Consider the following 19,930-nt stretch of genomic DNA (forward strand, 5'->3'; position numbering starts at 1 on the left):
GCTCGTGGAGTACTTCACCCGTGCGGGCCTGACCTTCGACGTCACCGACTCCGGCCCCACGGATGGCGAGGTGATCATCCTGCTCCATGGCTGGCCCCAGGACCGCCATGCCTTCGACCGGCTCATCCCCCTGCTCACGGCAGCCGGCTACCGCGCGCTCGCCTTCGACCAGCGTGGCTACTCGCCGGGCGCCCAGCCCAAGCCGCTCGCGGCCTATGCCATGGCCGAGCTCGTCGAGGACGTGATCGCCCTGGCCGACGCCGTGCCTGCGGAGCGGGTGCACCTCGTGGGCCACGACTGGGGCGGTGCGGTGGCCTGGGCTGTCGCCGAGCGCTTCCCGGACAAGCTGGCGTCGCTCACCGTGTTGTCGACGCCCCACCCCCGCGCGATGGCGGCGGCGTGGCAGCACCCGGAACAGCTCGCCAAGAGCTGGTACATGCTGGCCTTCCAGGCGCCGGTCCTGCCCGAGCTCGTCCTGAGGTCGACGCTCGGCATCGTGCTGCGGCGCAGCGGCCTCGACGCAGAGGACGCCGACGGGTATGCCGCCCGGTTCCGCCGTCCCGGCCGGGCGAGCGGGGGTCTGGCCTGGTATCGCGCGATGGGTCTCTCGGAGGTGAAGCACCTCGGAAAGTCGTTGCGCCGCAACGCCACCACGGATTCTGGTGGCGACTCCCTGATCACCGTACCCACAACCTTCGTGTGGGGAAACCAGGACGTCGCCCTGGGGCGCCACGCCGCCACGGAGACCGCCCGCTGGGTGTCCGGAGACTACCGGTTCGTCGAGCTCGAGGCGGGTCACTGGCTGCCGGAGACCCGTCCCCATGACGTCGCGTCGGCGATCCTGCACCGGACGCGCGGGGAACGCGCCCCGAGGGGGAACGGCTGAGCGCGTCGGCCAGGCTCCCCGACCCCGCCCTGGTCGTCCTGGTCGGCGCTGGCGGCTCGGGCAAGTCCACCTGGGCGGCTGAGCACTACCGCGCGCAGGAAGTCGTCTCCTCGGACGCCCTGCGGGCCGTCGTGGGCAGCGGGGAGGGCGATCTCGACGCCTCCGCCGACGCGTTCGCCGTCCTGGAGCAGATCATCACCGCCCGCCTGCGCCGCGGACTCACCGTCGTCGTCGACACTCTGGGGCTCGACCCCGCGCAACGAAGCCGACACCTCGCGCTGGGCCGTGCCGCCGGACTTCCTTGTGTTGCAGTCCTTTTCGACACCCCACCCGCCGTGTGCCGTGAGCGCAACGCCCAGCGCGACCGCCCGGTCCCTGCGGCCGCGCTCGGTCGACAGCTCGCTCAGGCCGCAGCGGCTCGGGACCAGCTGGAGGGCGAGGCCTGGGACTGGGTCGCGGTGATCGAGCCGGAGGTCGGCGACCCGGCGGGGACGCCCACTCCGACGACAGCGACGCAGACCCGCGACGACTCACGCCCGCTGGACGTGGTGCTCCAGATCGGCCGCTTCCCCTGGCGGGAGGACCCGGCCGGGTGGTTGCGGTCGATCGCCCTGGCTGCCGACGAGGCCGGGTTCTCGGGACTGGCGTTGATGGACCACCTGATCCAGATCCCGCAGGTGGACCGCGCCTGGGAACCGATCCCCGAGCCGTGGGTCACCCTCGGGCTGGTCGCCGGGCTCGACACGGACCTGCGCCTCGGCACCCTGGTCTCGCCGGTCACCTTCAGGCAGCCCGGGATCATCGCGAAAACCGTTGCCACTCTTGACGTGCTGTCCGGTGGGAGGGCCTTCCTCGGCTTGGGGGCCGGCTGGTGGGAGCGTGAGCACCTGGCGTTCGGGATCGAGTTCCCGCCCGTCGCCGAGCGGCTCGACCAGCTGGAGCTGTGCATCGAGACCGTCCGCGCGCTCTGGGCGAAGGGGACCAAGGCTCACACCGGCAGCCGCGTCTCGCTCCCCGAGACCACGGCATACCCGCGCCCAGTGGGCCAGCCCGAGATCATCGTCGGGGGTAGTGGCGAGCGGCGGACCCTACGGATTGCGGCGCAGCTGGCCGATGCCTGCAACCTGCCGAGCGAGCTGGGTGTGCTCGACCACAAGATGGACGTGCTCCGACGCCACTGCCTGGAGGTGGGCCGCGATCCCGACGAGGTCGCCATCACCGTGCTCGACCTGCCGGTCGTCGGCACGGATCGCGACGACACGTGGCGACGGGTCGAACGGTTGCGCGGTCGGACCGCGGCGGCGAGTTTCGCCGAGCGCCACCACGCCGGCGACGCGGCCCACCACCGCGACCGCTACCGCGCCCTGGCCGACCGGGGCGTGCGCACGGTGTTCCTCGCAGTCGGCGATCTCGACACGGCTGAGGACATCGCCCGGCTGGCCCCGGTGCTCGACCTCGCGTAGGGCGGGCAGGTGGGGCGCGCCGGAGCCCGGCAGCCTCGAGGGCGCCGGGCTCCGGGCGGTCCCGGGGTTAGCTCAGACTGGCGTGGCCACGCCAGTGAGCTGGGTCAGCGCGAACTCGGTGATCCGGACAAGCGCCTGCTTGGCCGACTCCCGGTCGCGCGCGTCGACGGTGATGACGGGGATGTGCGAGGGGATGGCGAGGGCCTCACGGATCTCCTCGGCACCGAACTGCTGGGCGTCGTCGAACTGGTTGAGGGCGACGATGAAGGGCAGGCCCTTGGCCTCGAAGTAGTCGACGGCCGCGAACGAGTCGTCCAGACGCCGGGTGTCGACCAGGACCACGGCACCGATGGCCCCGGTGACCAGGTCGTCCCACATGAACCAGAAGCGCCGCTGGCCCGGTGTGCCGAACAGGTAGAGCACGAGGTTCTCGGCCAGCGTGATGCGCCCGAAGTCCATGGCCACCGTGGTCGTCTGCTTCTGCTGGACCTTGGAGATGTCGTCCTGGCCTTCGGACTCCTGGGTGACCAGGGCCTCGGTCCGGAGCGGGTCGATCTCGGAGACGGCACCAACGAAGGTGGTCTTGCCGACGCCGAAGCCGCCAGCGACGACGATCTTTGTCGAGGCGCTGCGGTTAGAGGGCGCGTAGTCCACTGAGTGTCCTTTCAATGAGTGCACGTCGTTCGTCAGTCGTCGTGTTTTCGGAGATGGTGGCGCGGGTCTTCAGATGGCCGGCCGAGACGAGGTCACCGATGAGGACCCTGGCGACTCCGAGGGGGATGTGAAGCTTTGCGGAGATCTCGGCCACCGAGGGCGAGGTGGCACAGAGCTCGACGATCCGACCCTTCAGGTCTCCCTCTGGCCAGGTGGCGTGACGACCGGACGGCAGCACCTCGAGTGTGGCCTCGATGGGCAGGTCGACCACAGACTCAGTGCGTCCGGACGTCAGCGCATAGGGTCGGACCAGGCGTGGCCCGACCGACTCCTCGCGTACGTCTGGCGCCATCGACTACCCCGACATCGGGGTTCGCGCAGCCGCGTCGATCATCTGACCCACGCGGTCGACGAGCACGGCCATCTCGTACCCGACCTGGCCGATGTCCGAGTCGGTGCTGGTCAGCGCGGCAAGGTGCGAGCCGTCGCCGACACTCATGAGCAGCAGGTAGCCGAGCTCCATCTCGATGACGGACTGGAGCACCGTCCCGCCCTGGAAGAGGCGTGCGGCACCCGAAGCCAGGCTCGCCATGCCCGAGGCGACGGCAGCCATCTGCTCGGCGCGATCGGGCGGCAGCAGCTCGCTGGACGCCATGGGCAGCCCATCGGCCGAAACCAGGATGGCGTGCGAGACACCCGGCGTCTCGTTCGTGAACCTGGCCACGAGCCAGTCGTACTCGCCCCTGGGCTGGGCCATGGCGTCACTGGTGTACATCGGCTTCCTCTCGGTGTGATCCGTCTTGAGTTTCGGTGCGGGCTGCACTGACACCCTGTTGGTGTCGGTTCAGGCTGCGGCGAATCGCCTCGGGGTCCCTGCGGTTCGCCGCAGTACTGGCGGCGGCCTGGGCCTCAGGGTGCTCGATCGCGCCGGGGACGAGGTGGTTGCCGGGGCGCCGCTTGGGCAGGCCGGCGGGGGACTCTTCCAGCGGTTGTGCCTCCTCGGTGCGGGCGGCCGCAGACCATGCCTGGTCGGCCTCGGTCGGCGACCACTGCGTCGCCTCGACCTCCGGACCCGGGTCGTCGGTGAGCCAGCGCGACATCATGGCCCGGAAGATGGGGGTGTCGTTGAGCACTCCTGACGGCTCGGCCTCTGGCTCGGGCTCAGGTGCCGTCTCAGGCTCGGTGGCCGCCTCGAGATCAGGCTCGGTGGCCGCCTCGGGCTCAGGCTCGGTGGCCGCCTCGGGCTCGGTCTCGGTGGCCGCCTCGGGCTCGGTGATCGGCTCCGGCGCCAGCTCGAATGCGGGCTCGGCCGTGAGCTCGGTGGTGGGCTCGGTGGTGGGCTCGGTGGTGCGCTCGCTGTCGACATCGGGCACCACCTCGGCCTGCTGCGGCTCGACCTCTGCGCTGTCACGGGCCTTGCGCGCCCCGAAGAAGGACGTGGTGTGGGCACGACCAGCCAGGCGCGGCGGGGCCTGAGCCTGGGTGGCCTCGGTGGGCACTCCAGACTGCCCGGGAACCCGGGTGGGCAGACCCACCACCGCGGCCGAGCCCTCGACACCGGGCACCGGCTCCGCCAGAGCGACCGCGGGCGCAGGCTGCTGCGGCACGTCAGGCTTCGCCTCCGGCTGCAGGGCAGCGTCGACGTCTACCTCGGGCTCGGGCTGCGGCTGCTCCTCCACCGCAGCGGGCATGTCTGCTTCGACGGGCTCGTCGGCGATCTCCGCGACCCACTCGGCTGGAACGTGCAGCTCCTGCGCGTCGACCTCGGTGTCGCGATCCGGTGTCGGGGACTCGACGGCGGGCGCCGGGGCGGCTGCGAGCTCGCGCTCCTTGGCCGCCTCGATGAGCTTGGCACGGTGGTCGAGCCACGCCGACAGGTTGGACGGCATCTGGCGCGGCTCGCTGGCCTCGGCCTCGAGTCGGGCAGCCTCGGCAGCGGCCTTGCCACGGCCCGGCAACCAGCTCAGGCGCTTGCCCTTGGCGGCCGGGGCCTCGCTCCTTGCCGACGGCGACGCCTCGGCGGCGCCGTCCTCGGGGGCATCTTCGAACTCGCGGTACTCCGTGATCCGCGTCGCCGACGGCTTGCGGACCGGCAGACCGGATGCGGCACGGGCCACCGGCGGCCGGGACTCGTCGGCTCCACCGTCTGTGGTGGTGTCCTCCGATGCGTCCGATGCGTCCACCGCCTCGGAGTCGGCCTGCGCAGCAACCCCGTTGAGGTGGGGCTCGGCCGGCGCGGCAACCCCGTTGAGGTGGGGCTCGGCCGGCGCGGCGACCCCGTTGAGGTGGGACTCTGCCGGTGCGGCCACGCCATTCACGTGCTCCCCCGGGGCGGCCACGCCATTCACGTGCGGCTCGTCGGACTCGGCAGCGGGTGCGGCACCGTCGATCACGGGCTTGGCGCTCGCGGCCGACCCGTTGACCGCAGCCGGCCCGTGGGCACCCGGGGTGCGGGTCGGGAGCACCTTCTTGGCGGCATCCGGTATCGGAGTCGAGCCGCTCGCACCACGCACCCGGGTGGGCAGACCGCTCTTGGTGGACCCGCCGACGGCCGAGGGGCTGGGGATCGTGGGGCCGACAGGAGGCTGGCTGGGTGACCCGGCCACCTGGGCGGCACGCGCGCGGTCTGGCCGGACCGTGGCGGTCTCGGCGAGCAGGCCGGTCGGGATGTGCACGGAGACGGTGATCCCCTGGATCTCCTCACCATTGCGGCGCAGGCGCACAGCGATCCCGTGCCGCTTCGCGAGGCTGCCCACGACGAACAGCCCCATGCGGCGGGCCGTGTCGGCCGTGATGTCGCCGCCGTGCGCGAGCTGGTCGTTGATGGCCGCCAGGTCCTTGGGCGACATGCCCAGGCCCCGGTCGCTCACCTCCACGAGGAGGCCGCCGTCCGGGGTCCGCGCGCCGCGGATGGCGACGCGAGTGGTGGGCGGCGAGTAGGCGAGCGCGTTGTCGACGATCTCGGCGACGAGGTGGATGAGGTCGGACCCGACGGCGCCCAGGACGTGGTCGCTGGCGGTGTCACCGATGTCGATGCGCTCGTAGTTCTCGACCTCGGAGACAGCCGCGCGGATCGCGTCGGCGACCGAGATCGAGCCGGAGACGCCGCGCCGGGTGGACGTGCCTGCCAGCACCAGCAACGAGTCGCTGTTGCGACGCATACGGGCGGCGAGGTGGTCCAGGCGGAAGAGGCTCTGCAACCGCTTGGGGTCTTCCTCGTCGCTCTCCAGTCGCTCGATGAGGCTGAGCTGCTGGTCGATCAGCGAGGTGCTGCGGCGCGACAGGGTCTCGAACATGTGCCCGACCTGCACCCGCAGGCGGGCCTGCTCACCGGCGAGGGTGAGGGCTTGGCTGTGGAGGTCGTCGACAGCCCGGGCGAGCTGGCCCATCTCTTCGCGCGTCGTGACCGGGATCGGCTCGAACGGGGGCACCTCCTCGCCGTCGCGGATCTTCGCGACGGCGTTGGGGGAGCCGGTTCTGCGCCACGTCGAGCGCGCCCTCGCGCAGGACCCGGATGGGCGTGAGAAGCGAGCGGAGCAGGGCGACGACGAGCAGGAGGGCGGCGATCAAGGCGGCCGCGACGAGGGCCGCGTTGACGATCGCGGCGGTGCGGAAGCTCGTGGCGCGGGCTCGCAGGTTGGTCTCGAGCGAGGTGAGCTGGGCATCCATCAGCGAGGAGTAGACGGCGTTGCTCGACCGGTAGACCCCGTCCAGGCCAGCGATGTCCTCCTTGCTCGGGGAGTTCTGCTGGAGGATGCCGCCACGCCGGCCGTTCTCGTTGAGCAGCTGGCGGACCTGGCTGGCCATGTCCGGCACTTCCGACTGCAGCCGCGTGAGGGCAGCAGTCTCGGCACCCACCTGGCCGATGGCCCGCAGGTTCGCGGCGGCGTCGTCGGTGTTCGCGAGGTTCAGCTGCTGGCCGGTCAGCGCCCGCTCCGCGGCGATGGTGTCCTGCAGGGCCACGACGAGCTTGGCCGATGCCGAGTCGTCGCTGAGACCCAGGTCAGAGACGGCCGTTGACATGAGGGTCGCGGTGTTCCCGGACTGGTTGATGACGACGTCCGAGAAGCCGGTCTGGGTCTTGGCGGCTCGCACGGCCTGGCCGAGGCTGAGGGCCGACTCGGCGCTGGCCTTGACGTTGGCGGGGACGTTGGCGGCCTTGACGGCGATGCGCAGGTCCGCGGCCGCGGACTCGTACTTGGTGATCGCGGCGATGACACCCCCGCCGCCCACGCTCTCCGCGGCAGCGAGGTGCTGGACGGCGAGGTTGTACTCGACGACGGGCCTGATGACCTGGACGGTGTCGGCGGCCCGGGACAGCTGCTGGGCCGAGGTGAAGTCGCTCAAGACGCGCAGCCCCCCGAACACGAACGCGAGGAGCATCGGCAGGACCAGGGCAGCCGCAAGTTTCCGACGCAACGGCCACTGCCCGAAGGACCAGCGTGGCGGGACGCTGCCAGCCGCCGACTGCAGTCTGGACACGAAGCCACCTTCCTCATCACGAAAACCCGGGTGAACGGCAACATATGCGGCCCCATACGTACGAGGGATAGCCATCAGAGGCCAGTTGGCACGTTTGGCCTCCGCAAATCTGACCGAACGGACTAGCTGCTCCCGGAGCGTCGGCGAGACAACGGCCACCAGAGTCGTATGCCGGCTGCAGCGCGCCTCACGGAAGGTGGCGGTCGAGGCGCCGCAACAGCGGCCTCAACACCGGCCACCGCTGTATGCCGCGCCGCATCACGGCGACGCGAACCGTGGCCAGGGCGCGCCTGGCCCGAGCTCCGGGGGTTGCCCTGCCACGGTCCTCCGCCGCGCGGGCCCGCCGGGCCAGCCAGCGGGCACACCGGGCGCACACCCCGACCTCCGGGTGGTTGCCCAGGCGGGTCAGCTTCGCCTCGTCGACCTCGTCACCGCAGCACCAGCACCGCGGCCGGTCCACCTGGTCGCGCGCGACAGCGGCGGTCATGGACCAATCGTCCCTCTTCGAGGTGCGTACCCGCTACGGTCGGGGCTCATGACGCGCCGACGTGCGAGACGAGCACTCGCCCTCGTGGGGGTCATCGCGGCTGTCTCCGCCGTCGCGACCCTGGCATACCGGCACGCCTACGGGACGTGGTGGCAGGAGCCGGAGCGCATCTCCTTCTGCGGACGCACCTACTTGGCTGGGCATTCCGACTTGACGCTCACGGACGTGCAGCGGTTCGAGCGCACGACGTCGCTGGCCGGAGACAAGCCGTACCCGCTGGTGTCGATCGGCAAGACCCCTCCCCTGGTGGGCCAGGCGATGCTGGCCGCCCTCACGCCCGAGTCGCGCCAACGACAGCTCGGCGTGCCCTGCACCATGGGCCTCTACCTGCAGACCGGCGCGGACTCGTACACCGCCTACGGCCTCAGCGGCGGCCCGTGACTCGTGCGTCACCGCGACCAACTCGGCCACGCCGACTGAGCGAGTCAGCAGGTGGTGGTCTGGGTGTAGGCCGGGCCGGTCCACGTCGCCACGTGCGCGACGATGGTCAGGGTGTACAGACCCTTGTTGGGGAAGCCGGCCACCGACAGCGTCACCTGCTGCGGCGTCGGCACGGTCTGGGTGGCTGAGCCATTCGGCGTGGTCAGCGTCAGCGCATAGCTGGTAGCCCGCGGCACGGCCGTGAAGGATGCGACGTTTGCCGACCCGAACTTGACGCTGCCCGTGGGACAGGTGAACGCGGCGCTCACCGTGCCCGGGGCCGCCAGCCCCAGAGTCGACGCGCTGAGGGAGCCCGTGGCCACGCTCGCGAATGACGCCCACGCTGCTGGCGCGGAGGCCAGCCCGACAGCGCCCACGGCCGCAAGCACGGCCGCAATCGACGCACGGGGGCGGCCGCGCCGACGGGCGGCCGGCATACCAACGACGAGGGCGGTGGGAATCATGTTCCGCTCCTGTCGTGGATAGGTCTGAGCGTTACCGCACAGGTCCGGGCCCGGGGAGTCACGGGCCCGGACCTGCGGTCTGGGTGGTCCGACCGGCCTAGTGGGCGGTGGCGGTGCGCTGGGTGCCGGTGAACGCGAAGGTGATGGTGCTGGCCAGGTTCTGGAAGGTGTTGTCCGCGGCCGCGGGCAGGGTCAGCGTGGCCCGCAGGTTGTCGCTGGCCCCGGCGGTCAGGCTGGACAGCCCGGCCAGGGCGGTGTTGGCGCCGATGACGGGCTGGCTGGCCAGCACCGCGGTGGTCGTGCCGGTGCAGGTGTAGGTGTATGCCGGGGCGGTGCCGGCCTCGGTCCACGGGACCGAGCAGGAGTCCAGGGCCAGGTGCAGCCCGTTGGTGGGGTCGCTGTCCAGCTTGCTGCTCGGTGAGGCGGTGGTGGTCAGCGTGACCGCGCTCAGGGCCTGGGTGCCGGTGTTGCTCAGCGTCACCGCGCGCTGGACGGTGTCGCCGGGGACCAGGCCCGCAGCGGCCACGGCGAGCCGGTTCGCCGGGCCGGGCGCGCCCAGGCCGATGACGACGGTGCCGCTGGCGACCGACTGGCTGGCCGAGGTGGTCGAGGTGAACGAGCCGAAGGTGCCCAGGCCCGCGACGCCGGCGGCGCCCGCCAGCAGGGCAACCGAGGCCAGGACCTTGCCGGAGGACTTCGTGGTGGCGTTGCGCATGGGGGTTTCCTTTGCTGGGGGCCGCAGCCGTGGCGGCTCATGGTCGGGTGTCGGCTTTCGCCGTTGCCACGACTGTGCGACCCCGACCTCAAGGAACCGGCCCACCAGCCCGCAGGATTCGCACAAGAAACCCGCAAGAACCCCCCGACCGGCGACCCGCGAATCGGGCCGCCGTGCGTCGCGTCGCCCCGGACCTACCGCTCTGCTCTGCGATGATGGCGCCCATGAGCGGGACTCCCACGGTTGGCGTCGTCGTCGAGGACGACGACGACATCCGCGAGCTCATCGCGACCACGCTGACCATGAAGGGCCTCACCGTTCACACCGCGGCCACGGGGCGCGAGGGCCTGGAGCTGATCGGCGCGACCAACCCTGACCTGGTGACCCTCGACATCGGACTACCCGACCTCGACGGCATCGAGGTGTGCCGCCAGGTGCGCGCCGTCTCGGACGCCTACATCGTGCTCATCAGCGGACGCACCGACGAGGTCGACCGGCTCATGGGGCTGGAAACCGGGGCCGACGACTACCTCACCAAGCCGTTCAGTCCACGCGAGCTCCAGGCTCGGGTCACGGCGATGTTCCGCCGGCCGCGCCGCCCCACCGCGTGGACGACGCGAGCGGCATACCCCGACGCCCAGACGGCTGACGGCGCAGCTGGCGACGGCGTGGTCGTCCTGGGCAAGCTGGCGGTCGACCTCGAGAGCCGCAGCGTGACCGTGGACGAGACGGACGTCGAGCTCACCCGCACCGAGTTCGAGCTGCTTGCCGTCATGGTGGGCGCCCCCCGCCGGGTCTGGGCTCGGGACGTCCTCCTGCGCCGGGTCTGGGGCGAGGACTGGGGCACCGACGAGCACCTGGTCGAGGTCCACGTGGGAAACCTGCGCCGCAAGCTCGGCGGCGCCACGGGGTCGGCCAGCCTGATTCGCACCGTCCGCGGTGTGGGTTACCGCATGGAGGAGCCCTCGGCCGTCTGGGCGGACTAGCTGGGGCGGGGCGGGACCACGGTCGCCAGTGCCTTGGCGGTGTCGAAGCCCCGTCGGCGCACGCACTGCAGAGCGCCCCGCGCCGCGACGCACCCCCCGACGAGGAGGCATTCCTCCACCTGGGCCGCCAGGTCCCGCATGGCGACGGCGCCCACCATGGCCGAGCTGACCTTCAGGCTGAGCACCGCGTCCATGGCAGTGGACTCGTCGCCTGCGACGCAGGCACCGACGAGTCGGCCGATCCGCCCGTCGAGCAGCTCGAGGTAGAGCGCCACGATGCGTCGTGCGGCCTCAGGACTGGCCAGCTCGCCGGCCAGCTGCTCGAAGATCCGTAGGTCGATCACCGGGTCACCCACCAGAAGCCTCGTCACCAGAGTCCTCATCGCTCGACCAGATGCGCCACAGACCCAGCAGCACGAGCCCCCCAAGGGCGGTCCACATCGCGCCGAACTGGATGACCGGCGACCGAAGGACGCGGATCGCCGAGCCCAGATGGGGGATGACGACCTTGGCCTGCCACACCGTGGGGCCGTTGATGGTCGCCACCCACGGGTCGGCCCCGTTGTTGGCGTCGCCCTTGGTGACGATCGCCAGGCGCCCGGAGGAATCGTGGGTCACCCTGATGACCCGGTGGGTCTCGACCCGGTGGTCCTCGACCGGAATCTGGTAGGTGACGATGTCTCCGACGGCCACGTGCGCGGCGGGCTTCGGCATGGTCACGACCACGTCTCCGGGGTTGATCCCAGGCGCCATGCTCCCGGTCAGCATCGTCACGGTCCGGTACCCGAGCACATGCGGCCCCACCCCCAGCAGGACGAACGCTGCAGCGGCAAGCACCAGGACGCTGGTCGACAACATCCGGCCGAGGCCGTGGAGCGACCGGCGGAGCGGGAACGCGCCGCGTTGCCGGTCCGTAGCCCGCATGCGGTGGTCCACGACTGTGGCGGCGTCGATCGGAATGACCACGACCCGGTCCCTTCTGTGATGGCTGTTGGACATGCTCGGGAGCCCAGGTGCGCCGGCCGCCTCCCCCAGCGAGGCGGCCGACGTCCTGGTCGACCGGCCTAGTGGGCGGTGGCGGTGCGCTGGGTGCCGGTGAACGCGAAGGTGATGGTGCTGGCCAGGTTCTGGAAGGTGTTGTCCGCGGCCGCGGGCAGGGACAGCGTGGCCCGCAGGTTGTCGCTGGCCCCGGCGGTCAGGCTGGACAGCCCGGCCAGGGCGGTGTTGGCGCCGATGACCGGCTGGCTGGCCAGCACCGCGGTGGTCGTACCGGTGCAGGTGTAGGTGTATGCCGGGGCGGTGCCGGCCTCGGTCCACGGGACCGAGCAGGAGTCCAGGGCCAGGTGCAGCCCGTTGGCGGGGTCGGTGTCCAGCTTGCTGCTCGGCGACGCGGTGGTGGTCAGCGTGACCGCGCTCAGGGCCTGGGTGCCGGTGTTGCTCAGCGTCACCGCGCGCTGGACGGTGTCGCCGGGGACCAGGCCGGCAGCGGCCACGGCGAGCCGGTTGGCCGGGCCGGGCGCGCCCAGGCCGATGACGACGGTGCCGCTGGCGACCGACTGGCTGGCCGAGGTGGTCGAGGTGAACGAGCCGAAGGTGCCCAGGCCCGCGACGCCGGCGGCGCCCGCCAGCAGGGCAACCGAGGCCAGGACCTTGCCGGAGGACTTCGTGGTGGCGTTGCGCATGGGGGTTTCCTTTGCTGGGGGCCGCAGCCGTGGCGGCTCATGGTCGGGTGTCGGCTTTCGCCGTTGCCACGACTGTGCGACCCCGACCTCAAGGAACCGGCCCACCAGCCCGCAGGATTCGCACAAGAAACCCGCAAGAACCCCCGAACCCGCCGGTGCGGCTGTGCCGCCGGGAAACGCAAACGCCCCCGACCGAAGTCGAGGGCGTTTCGTGGAGCCGCCTATCGGAATCGAACCGATGACCTATTCATTACGAGTGAATCGCTCTGGCCGACTGAGCTAAGGCGGCGCGTACCCCAAAGGCACGACGCATGAGTATACGGATGGGGCCCGCAAACGCCGAACCGGGCCACGTCAGCGCGAACGCGGCATACCCGTCAGCACTTGAGGCCGTCGGCGAACAGTGTGCCCGCGGTGTAGTAGTCGTCGATGGCCGAGTCGACGCAGGCATTCGATCGGGCGTATGCCGTGTGGCCGTCGCCGTTGAACGTCAGCAGCCGGGCATTGGCGAGCTCGTGGCGCAGCTGCACCGACCACTCGTAGGGCGTCGCCGGGTCGCGGGTCGTGCCGATCACGGCGATGGGTCCACTGCCCGTGGCGCTGATCGCGTGGGGCCCGGTGCCCTCCTTGACCGGCCACTGGCCGCAGACGAGCCCACCCCACGCGAGGAACGGACCCCAGGTCGGGGCCTTGGCCGCCGCGTCACGGGCGCGCTGCTCGTAGACCTTGGGGTCGGGGCTGTCAGGGCTGTCGAGGCAGGAGATGGCATAGAACGCCTCGAGCAGGTTGCCGGTGTAGTGCCCGTTGGGATCGCGCTCGGCGTACTGGTCGGCGAGCTTCATCAGCTCGGTGCCGTTGTTCTGGTCGACCACCTGGCGCAAGGCCGCCGTGAGTGAGTCCCAGGAGCCCTGGTCATACATGGCCTGGGCAATGCCGGTCGCCGCCCAGCCCTCGGTGAGCATCGACTCATGCCCGTCGGACATGGGGACCGGCGAGGCGTCCAGCCGTTTCAGCAGGTCACGCATGCCCGTCATCACGCCGTCGACGGAGTTGCCCAACGGGCACCCCGCGTTCACGCAGTTCTGGGCCCACGCGCGGGTGGCTCGCTCGAACCCCTCGGCCTGCCCCAGCGCGATCTGGGCGGGCGACGCGTCCGGCGGCACGACCCCGTCGAGCACGAACCGGCCGACGAGCTTCGGGAACAGGCCGGCATACACCGCTCCGAGCAGCGTGCCGTACGACTTGCCGAGGTAGTTGAGCTTGGCGTCGCCGAGGGCCGAGCGCAGGATGTCCATGTCCTTGGCGGCATCCTCGGTCGAGATGTGGCCGATGAGCGGGCCCGTGCGCTGGACGCAGCCCCGGGCGAACGCCGCGCCGGACGCCGCGAAGGCCTGCTCCTCGGCCTGGTCGTCGGGGGTCGGGTCCTGGGCGAGGAACGCGTCCATCTGGGCATCGGGCAAGCAGTCGACCGGGTGGGAGCGCTGCACGCCTCGCGGGTCGAAGCCGACGATGTCGAAGCGCTGGCGCACCGGCGCACCCACGATGAAGTCGGCCGCGCGGGCGTAGTCGACGCCCGACCCGCCCGGTCCACCCGGGTTGACCACCAAGGAGCCGATCCGCTGACCCGGCCGGGTGGCCTTCATGCGCAGCACCTGGACCGTGATCGAGGCGCCCATGGGCTTGGTGTAGTCCAGCGGGACTGACAGCCCGGCGCACTCGGCGGCGCCACAGGCGTGCCAGGCGAGCGCCTGTCCGTAGTACCGCGCCAACGCCTGCGACCCGGGGGGCGGAGTGCGCGAGGCACTCGGCAAGGGCGTGGTCGGCGTCTGGCCGCCCGACCCCGGCATCAGGGAGCAGCCAGACAGACCCAGCGTCAGCGCGGCGGCGGCAGCCACCAGGACCTTTCCGGGCACCCTCATGCCCCCGACGGTATCTCGACCCGGTTGTCGGGATGACATGTGGCGCTCACCGCGGCACTCGGAGCGAGATCGCCATCGCCTCGAGGGCCAGCAGCGGGGCGACGTTGAGGCCGATGCGCTCACGCGCCGTGCCGATGGCGTCCATCGCCTGCAGCAGCTGGTCCGGGCCCATCGAGCGGGCGAGCGCCTGCACCATGGGAAGGCTGTCCTGGTTGACCAGGCCGATGGCCGCACCGCTGTGCAGGACGAGCGCGTCGCGGTAGACCGACAGCAGGTCCACCAGCGACCGGTCGAGCACGTCGCGGGAGTGCCGCGTCGCCCTCGCCTTCTGCTCGCGCTCGAGCCCCGAGAGCTGGCTGCGGATATGGGGTGGCTGGGTCCGCGCCGACGGATCGGCCCCGAGCACCTCGAGGAGGCGCTGCCGTTCGCCGGCGTCGCGTTCGGCTGCCGCGGCGGTGGACTCCTGCTCGGCGATCGCGGCCAGGTCGGCAGCGGCCCCGATCGCGTCGCCGACTCCGTGGATGCGGCCGGCGAGCCCGATGACGTCGGTGCGCCTGACCCGGGCATCCTCGTCACGAGCGAGGCGCCGGGCGAGCCCGACATGGCACTGCGCCGCCCGCGCGGCATACCGGGCCATGGGCATCTCGACCCCGTCGCGGCGGTGCAGCAGCTCGGCCACGGCCTCGACCGGGGGCGTGCGCAGCCGGACGTGGCGCGAGCGCGAGCGGATGGTGATGACGACGTCCTCGAGCGAGGGCGCGCAGAGGATCCAGACGGTGCGCGCGACCGGCTCCTCGATGGCCTTGAGCAGGGCATCGGCGGCGCGCTCGGTCAGCCGGTCGGCGTCCTCGATGATGATGACCCGCCACGGGCCGACCGAGGGCCGCAACGCCGACATCGCGGCGAGCTCGCGGGCCTGCTCGACCTTGATCGACAACCCCTCGGTGGCGATGACGTCGACATCGGCGTGGGTGCCGTCGACTGCCGTGCGGCACTCCCGGCAGTCGCCGCAGCCATGCTGGGGGCACTCGAGAGCGCCGGCGAACGCGCGTGCGGCCACCGACCGACCGGAGCCCGGGGGGCCCGTGAGAAGCCACGCATGGGTCATGGCGGCGCGGTCCTGCGCTGCCCGCTGGAGCGTGGCGACAGCGGCGTCCTGACCGATGACGTCGCGCCAGACGCTCATCGCAGCAGCCCGTCGGAGCGCAGCCGCTCGAGGACGAGGTGGTGGATCTCCTCGGGGTCGAGCGTGCCATCGACGACGAGGTAGCGCTCGGGGTGGCCCTGGGCCATCGCCAGGAAGTGGGCCCGCACCGCCTCGTGGAAGGTGTCGTCCTCGGACTCGAGCCGGTCGTGCACCTCGCCCCGGCGACGACGGCCCTCCTGGGCCGACACGTCGACGATGACCGTGAGGTCAGGCACGAGGTGGTCGACCGCCCACATCGTCAGCTCGTGGATCTCGGAGGCGCCCAGGTCTCGACCCGCCCCTTGGTAGGCGACCGACGAGTCGGTGTAGCGGTCCGTGATAACCACGTGGCCGGCTGCCAGGGCGGGACGCAGCACCAGCTCGGCGTGGTGGGCCTTGTCGGCGGCGTAGAGCAGCGCCTCGGCCCGGGGGAGACGTGGTCACCATGGAGCACGAGATCGCGGATCTGCTGGCCCAGCAGGGTGCCACCGGGCTGGCGGGTGAGGGTGACCGTGCGACCAGCCCCCTCGAACGCCTCGCGCAACAGCGCCACCTGGGTGGACTTGCCCGCACCGTCGCCGCCCTCGAAGGCGATGAAGAGTCCGTCGGTCACGTGCCGAGCCTAGGCCAGCAGCCGGACACCCTCACCGACGCGGTATGCCGCCGTGCTCAGACCCCGTGGTCAGGCGCCGTGGTCAGGCGCCGTGGCGCGCGGCGTTCGCGTAGATCGCGTCACGGACGTACTGGGACAGGCCGGGACGGATCTCGTCGTACGTCGCGGTGAACCGCGGGTCGCTGAGGTAGAGGTCGCCCAACCCCTTGTGGGACTCGTGGGAGCAGTCGTAGAACCGGTCATGGATCGACCTGCGGTGCTGCTCGGCGGCATCCATCGCCACCGTGCTCGTCGGCGGCTCCCCGGCATCCATCGACGCGGTGAAGGCGGCCAGCACGGCGTCGCTCTCGGCCTTGACCTGGGCCCAGTCCTCCTTGGTGTAGTTCTTGGTGCGCTGGCGTGACTGCTTCCAGGCATCGGTGTCACCCCACCGCTCCTGCGCTTCAGCCTGGGCGTCGTCGAACCCCTCGCCGAACAGCTCCTTGAGGTCCTCGGTGGTGGCTGGTTCGTTGGTCATCTGTCTCTCCAATGCTCGGTCGATGGCGCTCACGAGCTCGGCCATCTCGTCCAGGCGCGCCGCCACGGCGGCGCGCTGACGGCGCAGGTGCTGCTCGACGCTCTCGGGGTGCTCCAGCAACAGTCCGATCTCCTCGAGCGCGAAGCCGAGGCGGCGGTAGACGACGACGTGCTGGAGTCGGGTGAGGTCGTCATCGGTGTAGAGCCGGTACCCGGCGGTCGACCGGTCGCTGGGTCGCAACAGGCCGATCTCGTCGTAGTGGTGCAGCGTGCGCACGGTGATGTCGAACCGCTCGGCCACCTGCCCGACGGTGAGGACTCCTGCCCGCGTCTGCGGGCTCCGGTTCGCCGTCATGACTCCACTGTGAGGCCTCACGCGGCGTGAGGGTCAACCGTCCCGGGTGACGAAGACAGGTCGAGGGACAGGACCATCCGCAGACCCCAGGCGGCGGCGGGCAGGAGCATCAGGCCCAGGGCGGCATACCCCCCGGCCACTCCCAACAGGGCCACCGCGAAGCCGCCGAGCCCGCTCGCCGCACCGACACTCCACGACATGAAGGACCCGACGGCCACCATCTCGGACGCGGGCGTGTACTCGGTGAACGCCGCGATCATGCCGAGGAACCACACCCCCAGGCCCCCGATGAGCGCGTTCGCCGCGATGCCGTAGAGCGCCCGCACCACCGAGTCGGCCGGCTGTTGGAAGGCGACGTACATCCCGGCGCCGAGCACGACCAGCGACACCGACGACACCAGGGCCAGTCGCAGGGTGTCACGGACCCGCCCGAAGACACCGAGCCTCGTGCAGATCAGCGCCGCAACGGCCCCGCCCGCCGGTGAGGCCGCCATGACCAGGGGAAGCAGCTTGGTGCTCGTCACGGCCGGGCTGGCCGCCTCGGGGACACTGGCGACCAGCGCGCCGATGCAGGTCACGAACGCCAGCATCCGCAGCAACGGAATCGACCAGACCACGTGCGGGGCGCTGCCGAAGAAGGAGCGCGGGGCAGGCGCGGTGCGCACCGGCGAGACGCGCGCGAAGTGGATGGTCGCGATGACCAAGCCGGCAACGGTAAAGCTCAACGCGTCGATGGCCAGGGCGGTGCGGGCGCTGAGCGCCGCCGCGATGGCGCCACCGCTGGCGAGCCCGATGACCTGGACGGCCTGGGTGAACGAGCCCACCATGCCGTAGAAGCGGCCGCGCACCTCAGCGGGAACTGCTTCGGCCAGCGCCGCCATCTGCACGCCACGCGTCGCGACCCCGGATGCTCCGAGCAGCGCCGCCGCCAGGATCGCGGTCTCGGCCCCGGGGGCGGCGATCGCAGGCAGCAGGGCCAGCACACCGACGAGGTTGAGGACGAGGAGCACCGTGCGGCGCTGGCGGTGCTGGAGCCGGGGCGCGACGAACAGCGTGACGAGCAGGCCGGGCAGCACGTGGGCCGCGAGGACCATGGCCGTGCCGAGCAGTCGCGTCGAGTGGTAGCCGACGACGAGGAGGGCGGCCAGCCCGACATAGGTGCCCAGCCCGTCGATGATGTTGGCGACGGCCAGCCGGAACGCGTCGGGGTGGTCACGCAGCCGGGAACCGAACCCAGGTTCAGTCACGGTGTTCCACGGGGTCGACCTCGCGGTAGTACGCGGCCTGCGCCCGCCGATAGGCCCCCCGTCCGGAGGTGCGGTTCTTGCGGCTGGCCACGAACTTGTCCCAGACCTCGGTCGGCCACGCGTCGATGCCCGAGCCCGATCCGGCCAAGGCCGCGTTCTCTCGCGCATAGCTCGCCACCGCGACCGGGTGGAGCAACGCCAGCGGGGTGTCGCGGTGGAAACGGACGACCGCTCCCTCCGTGCGCAGCCGGATCATCACCGGGAGCACGTTGCCCGACCACGCAGTCTCCACGACGCCCTCGACGACATCGAAGTCGGCGCGGGCCCTGGGCCAGTTCGGCACCCCGCGCACCAACAGGGACCAGCCCGGCCGCGTGACCCCGACGATCCCGCTGAGGTACTGGAACTCGCGGGGATCACCGAACGGGCTCGGGTCGAGCAGGGGCATGCGCGCCAAGCCGATCTCCATCGCCTCCGCACCGCGCTGCGCGGAAACGCCCTGCAGCATGCCGTCGATGTCCGGTGGCGCGGGTCCGTCGCCGGCGATGTCCCGCCACGGGCCGAGGTCGTTGGTCTCCGGGTCGATCATGGCCATCGACAGCTGGTCGCCGGCCCAGGTCATCGCAAAGGACGTCCGCGGCCGAAGCACCCAGCCGATCGAGGACGCGGTCGTGACCGGGGGGCACCGCTGCACCGCCACGAGCGGGAGGACGTTGGGCAGGACGTCCCGCGCGGGCTCGGGAATGGGTGCGCCGGGAAACAAGCCGTAGAACGCGGCGTCGGGGCCACTGGTGGGCAGGGCCGCACGACGAGGCACCTCGGCGCGACTGTCGCCCATGCTGCCCTGATCACCTCTTCCTCGTCGCAGGATCCCCGCGAGAATGACTCACCCCGAAGCGGCTCGCAACCTGAAGGCCCCCGGTGCCGCCCGGGTGACGATACCCGCACGGAGCGGACATCAGGGGCATCTTGCCGATCTTGGTCGCACCGGCACAGAGCAGGTATGCCGCGCGGCGCCGGTCACGCTCCCAGCTCGGGCCTGACCTCGTCGTAGGCGCCCTCGGCCACGACCTCGCCGCCCCGCAGGACGGTGACGGTGTCGGCGACGGAGCGCACGGCATACAGGTTGTGGTCGACGAGCACGAGGGTGCGCCCGGCGGCCACCCGCGTGAGCAGGGCGATCGTCCGGTCGACGTCGTCCGGGCCCAGCCCAGCGGTCGGCTCGTCGAGCAGCAGCACCTGCGGGCCCGGTGCGATGGCGACCGCGAACTCGAGGGCGCGCCGCTCGCAGGGCGCCAAGGACCCGGCCAGCACGTCGGCCTGGCCAGCGAGACCCGCCTCGGCCAGCACCGCCTCGGCGCCCTCGCGGAACTGGCCGAGCTCCCGGCGCGGCGGCCACCTGCCGTGATCGGCGCTGGACGAGGCCAGTGCGAGCTCCACCTGCTCGGCGGTCGTCAGCGCGTCGAGCACGCTGCTGGGGCGGAACGACCGGCCGACTCCGAGGCGGGCGAGCTGCTCGGGCTGCTGTCCGGTGACGTCGCGGCCCAGGACCAGGAGCTGACCCGCGGTGGGCGCGAGGTAGCCGCTCAGCAGGTTGAGCACCGTCGTCTTGCCCGCCCCGCGCGGCCCCACCACCGCGTGGACGCTCCCCTCGGCGACGCGCAGGTCGACCTCGTGCAGCGCACGGACCGTCCGGGCCGCGCGCGCACGGTCCCCGGGGCGCAGCGATGAGGCTGCGACACCGGGGAACACCATGCTCAGCCGTCTGGTCTCCACCAGGCTCGGGGCAGGCACC

At 71.6% G+C, this 19,930-nt stretch carries 23 protein-coding genes and 1 tRNA gene; 4 read left to right on the forward strand and 20 right to left on the reverse strand.

The annotated features are described in order from the left end of the window. Positions 1-4 precede the first annotated feature (4 nt). Entirely contained in the window at positions 5-886 is an 882-nt protein-coding gene (locus GKE56_RS11405; protein WP_230208918.1) for an alpha/beta fold hydrolase, read from the forward strand. Positions 887-924: 38 nt separating this feature from the next. Beyond that, on the forward strand, positions 925-2,349 hold the full coding sequence (locus GKE56_RS11410) for an LLM class flavin-dependent oxidoreductase (RefSeq protein ID WP_230209322.1): 1,425 nt from the start codon (positions 925-927) through the stop codon (positions 2,347-2,349). A 72-nt stretch (positions 2,350-2,421) separates the two neighbouring features. Here the strand turns inward: GKE56_RS11410 and GKE56_RS11415 are convergent, their stop codons facing one another. The 6 genes from GKE56_RS11415 to GKE56_RS11440 all read right to left on the reverse strand — a co-directional run bounded on the left by GKE56_RS11415 (position 2,422) and on the right by GKE56_RS11440 (position 7,972). Further along, a complete protein-coding gene (locus GKE56_RS11415; RefSeq protein WP_154684644.1) occupies positions 2,422-3,003 on the reverse strand; it encodes an ATP/GTP-binding protein in 582 nt (193 codons plus the stop codon). Further along, positions 2,984-3,355 (reverse strand): DUF742 domain-containing protein, encoded by a 372-nt coding sequence (locus GKE56_RS11420; protein WP_154684645.1) that lies wholly within the window; start codon positions 3,353-3,355, stop codon positions 2,984-2,986. The genes GKE56_RS11415 and GKE56_RS11420 overlap by 20 nt, the downstream gene beginning before the upstream one ends. Positions 3,356-3,358: 3 nt before the next feature. Then, on the reverse strand, positions 3,359-3,760 hold the full coding sequence (locus tag GKE56_RS11425) for a roadblock/LC7 domain-containing protein (RefSeq protein WP_154685757.1): 402 nt from the start codon (positions 3,758-3,760) through the stop codon (positions 3,359-3,361). 4 nt (positions 3,761-3,764) lie between these two features. After that, a complete protein-coding gene (locus tag GKE56_RS11430; RefSeq protein WP_154684646.1) occupies positions 3,765-6,434 on the reverse strand; it encodes a sensor histidine kinase KdpD in 2,670 nt (889 codons plus the stop codon). Next, positions 6,331-7,485 (reverse strand): hypothetical protein, encoded by a 1,155-nt coding sequence (locus GKE56_RS11435; protein ID WP_154684647.1) that lies wholly within the window; start codon positions 7,483-7,485, stop codon positions 6,331-6,333. Before GKE56_RS11435 ends, GKE56_RS11430 begins: the two co-directional genes overlap by 104 nt. A gap of 187 nt (positions 7,486-7,672) precedes the next feature. Continuing rightward, entirely contained in the window at positions 7,673-7,972 is a 300-nt protein-coding gene (locus GKE56_RS11440; RefSeq protein ID WP_154684648.1) for a hypothetical protein, read from the reverse strand. A gap of 48 nt (positions 7,973-8,020) precedes the next feature. On the opposite strand from GKE56_RS11440, the gene GKE56_RS11445 reads away from it, so the two are divergent. Further along, entirely contained in the window at positions 8,021-8,413 is a 393-nt protein-coding gene (locus tag GKE56_RS11445; RefSeq protein WP_154684649.1) for a hypothetical protein, read from the forward strand. A 44-nt stretch (positions 8,414-8,457) separates the two neighbouring features. Here GKE56_RS11445 and GKE56_RS11450 read toward each other — a convergent pair whose 3' ends face one another. Together GKE56_RS11450 and GKE56_RS11455 are read right to left on the reverse strand one after the other, a co-directional pair. After that, complete coding sequence (locus tag GKE56_RS11450; protein ID WP_154684650.1) at positions 8,458-8,916, reverse strand: hypothetical protein; 459 nt, start codon at positions 8,914-8,916, stop codon at positions 8,458-8,460. Positions 8,917-9,013: 97 nt separating this feature from the next. Beyond that, positions 9,014-9,631, reverse strand: a complete 618-nt coding sequence (locus GKE56_RS11455) for a TasA family protein (RefSeq protein WP_154684651.1) — start codon at positions 9,629-9,631, stop codon at positions 9,014-9,016. 224 nt (positions 9,632-9,855) lie between these two features. Between GKE56_RS11455 and GKE56_RS11460 the strand changes: the two genes are divergently transcribed. Further along, on the forward strand, positions 9,856-10,617 hold the full coding sequence (locus tag GKE56_RS11460; protein ID WP_230208919.1) for a response regulator transcription factor: 762 nt from the start codon (positions 9,856-9,858) through the stop codon (positions 10,615-10,617). Here GKE56_RS11460 and GKE56_RS11465 read toward each other — a convergent pair. The 12 genes from GKE56_RS11465 to GKE56_RS11515 form a co-directional block, all read right to left on the reverse strand. Further along, positions 10,614-10,988, reverse strand: a complete 375-nt coding sequence (locus GKE56_RS11465; RefSeq protein WP_154684653.1) for an Hpt domain-containing protein — start codon at positions 10,986-10,988, stop codon at positions 10,614-10,616. The genes GKE56_RS11460 and GKE56_RS11465 overlap by 4 nt on opposite strands. Continuing rightward, complete coding sequence (locus tag GKE56_RS11470; RefSeq protein WP_195908091.1) at positions 10,966-11,583, reverse strand: signal peptidase I; 618 nt, start codon at positions 11,581-11,583, stop codon at positions 10,966-10,968. Before GKE56_RS11470 ends, GKE56_RS11465 begins: the two co-directional genes overlap by 23 nt. A 98-nt stretch (positions 11,584-11,681) precedes the next feature. Beyond that, complete coding sequence (locus GKE56_RS11475) at positions 11,682-12,299, reverse strand: TasA family protein (RefSeq protein WP_154684655.1); 618 nt, start codon at positions 12,297-12,299, stop codon at positions 11,682-11,684. Between the two features lie 212 nt (positions 12,300-12,511). After that, positions 12,512-12,588, reverse strand: a tRNA-Thr gene (locus tag GKE56_RS11480). Positions 12,589-12,676: 88 nt separating this feature from the next. Beyond that, complete coding sequence (locus GKE56_RS11485) at positions 12,677-14,218, reverse strand: alpha/beta hydrolase (protein ID WP_154684656.1); 1,542 nt, start codon at positions 14,216-14,218, stop codon at positions 12,677-12,679. Positions 14,219-14,264: 46 nt separating this feature from the next. Beyond that, positions 14,265-15,404, reverse strand: coding sequence for a DNA polymerase III subunit delta' (locus GKE56_RS11490; protein WP_154684657.1), 1,140 nt, complete (start codon positions 15,402-15,404; stop codon positions 14,265-14,267). Continuing rightward, complete coding sequence (locus tag GKE56_RS18280) at positions 15,401-15,781, reverse strand: dTMP kinase (RefSeq protein WP_370518387.1); 381 nt, start codon at positions 15,779-15,781, stop codon at positions 15,401-15,403. Before GKE56_RS18280 ends, GKE56_RS11490 begins: the two co-directional genes overlap by 4 nt. Then, entirely contained in the window at positions 15,664-16,017 is a 354-nt protein-coding gene (locus GKE56_RS18285; protein ID WP_370518388.1) for a dTMP kinase, read from the reverse strand. The genes GKE56_RS18280 and GKE56_RS18285 overlap by 118 nt, the downstream gene beginning before the upstream one ends. 82 nt (positions 16,018-16,099) lie before the next feature. Beyond that, positions 16,100-16,888 carry a MerR family transcriptional regulator gene (locus tag GKE56_RS11500; protein WP_154684658.1) on the reverse strand — a complete coding sequence of 263 codons (789 nt, stop codon included), beginning with the start codon at positions 16,886-16,888 and terminating at the stop codon, positions 16,100-16,102. A gap of 17 nt (positions 16,889-16,905) precedes the next feature. Next, positions 16,906-18,135, reverse strand: a complete 1,230-nt coding sequence (locus GKE56_RS11505) for an MFS transporter (protein WP_154684659.1) — start codon at positions 18,133-18,135, stop codon at positions 16,906-16,908. After that, on the reverse strand, positions 18,128-18,973 hold the full coding sequence (locus tag GKE56_RS11510; protein WP_154684660.1) for a DUF6065 family protein: 846 nt from the start codon (positions 18,971-18,973) through the stop codon (positions 18,128-18,130). The genes GKE56_RS11505 and GKE56_RS11510 overlap by 8 nt, the downstream gene beginning before the upstream one ends. 182 nt (positions 18,974-19,155) lie before the next feature. Continuing rightward, entirely contained in the window at positions 19,156-19,929 is a 774-nt protein-coding gene (locus tag GKE56_RS11515) for an ABC transporter ATP-binding protein (protein WP_230208920.1), read from the reverse strand. Position 19,930 lies beyond the last annotated feature (1 nt).

This window comes from Nostocoides sp. HKS02 (genome assembly GCF_009707485.1).
GTDB lineage: Bacteria > Actinomycetota > Actinomycetes > Actinomycetales > Dermatophilaceae > Pedococcus.

What these genes read in the sequence shown, in the direction of transcription:
- GKE56_RS11440 (WP_154684648.1), bottom strand. Translation starts at nt 7,972, where the DNA reads ATGACCGCCGCTGTCGCGCGCGACCAGGTGGACCGGCCGCGGTGCTGG.
- GKE56_RS11510 (WP_154684660.1), bottom strand. Translation starts at nt 18,973, where the DNA reads ATGGGCGACAGTCGCGCCGAGGTGCCTCGTCGTGCGGCCCTGCCCACC.
- GKE56_RS11455 (WP_154684651.1), bottom strand. Translation starts at nt 9,631, where the DNA reads ATGCGCAACGCCACCACGAAGTCCTCCGGCAAGGTCCTGGCCTCGGTT.
- GKE56_RS11475 (WP_154684655.1), bottom strand. Translation starts at nt 12,299, where the DNA reads ATGCGCAACGCCACCACGAAGTCCTCCGGCAAGGTCCTGGCCTCGGTT.
- GKE56_RS11420 (WP_154684645.1), bottom strand. Translation starts at nt 3,355, where the DNA reads ATGGCGCCAGACGTACGCGAGGAGTCGGTCGGGCCACGCCTGGTCCGA.
- GKE56_RS11425 (WP_154685757.1), bottom strand. Translation starts at nt 3,760, where the DNA reads ATGGCCCAGCCCAGGGGCGAGTACGACTGGCTCGTGGCCAGGTTCACG.
- GKE56_RS11500 (WP_154684658.1), bottom strand. Translation starts at nt 16,888, where the DNA reads ATGACGGCGAACCGGAGCCCGCAGACGCGGGCAGGAGTCCTCACCGTC.
- GKE56_RS11485 (WP_154684656.1), bottom strand. Translation starts at nt 14,218, where the DNA reads ATGAGGGTGCCCGGAAAGGTCCTGGTGGCTGCCGCCGCCGCGCTGACG.
- GKE56_RS11445 (WP_154684649.1), top strand. Translation starts at nt 8,021, where the DNA reads ATGACGCGCCGACGTGCGAGACGAGCACTCGCCCTCGTGGGGGTCATC.
- GKE56_RS11450 (WP_154684650.1), bottom strand. Translation starts at nt 8,916, where the DNA reads ATGATTCCCACCGCCCTCGTCGTTGGTATGCCGGCCGCCCGTCGGCGC.
- GKE56_RS11460 (WP_230208919.1), top strand. Translation starts at nt 9,856, where the DNA reads ATGAGCGGGACTCCCACGGTTGGCGTCGTCGTCGAGGACGACGACGAC.
- GKE56_RS11490 (WP_154684657.1), bottom strand. Translation starts at nt 15,404, where the DNA reads ATGAGCGTCTGGCGCGACGTCATCGGTCAGGACGCCGCTGTCGCCACG.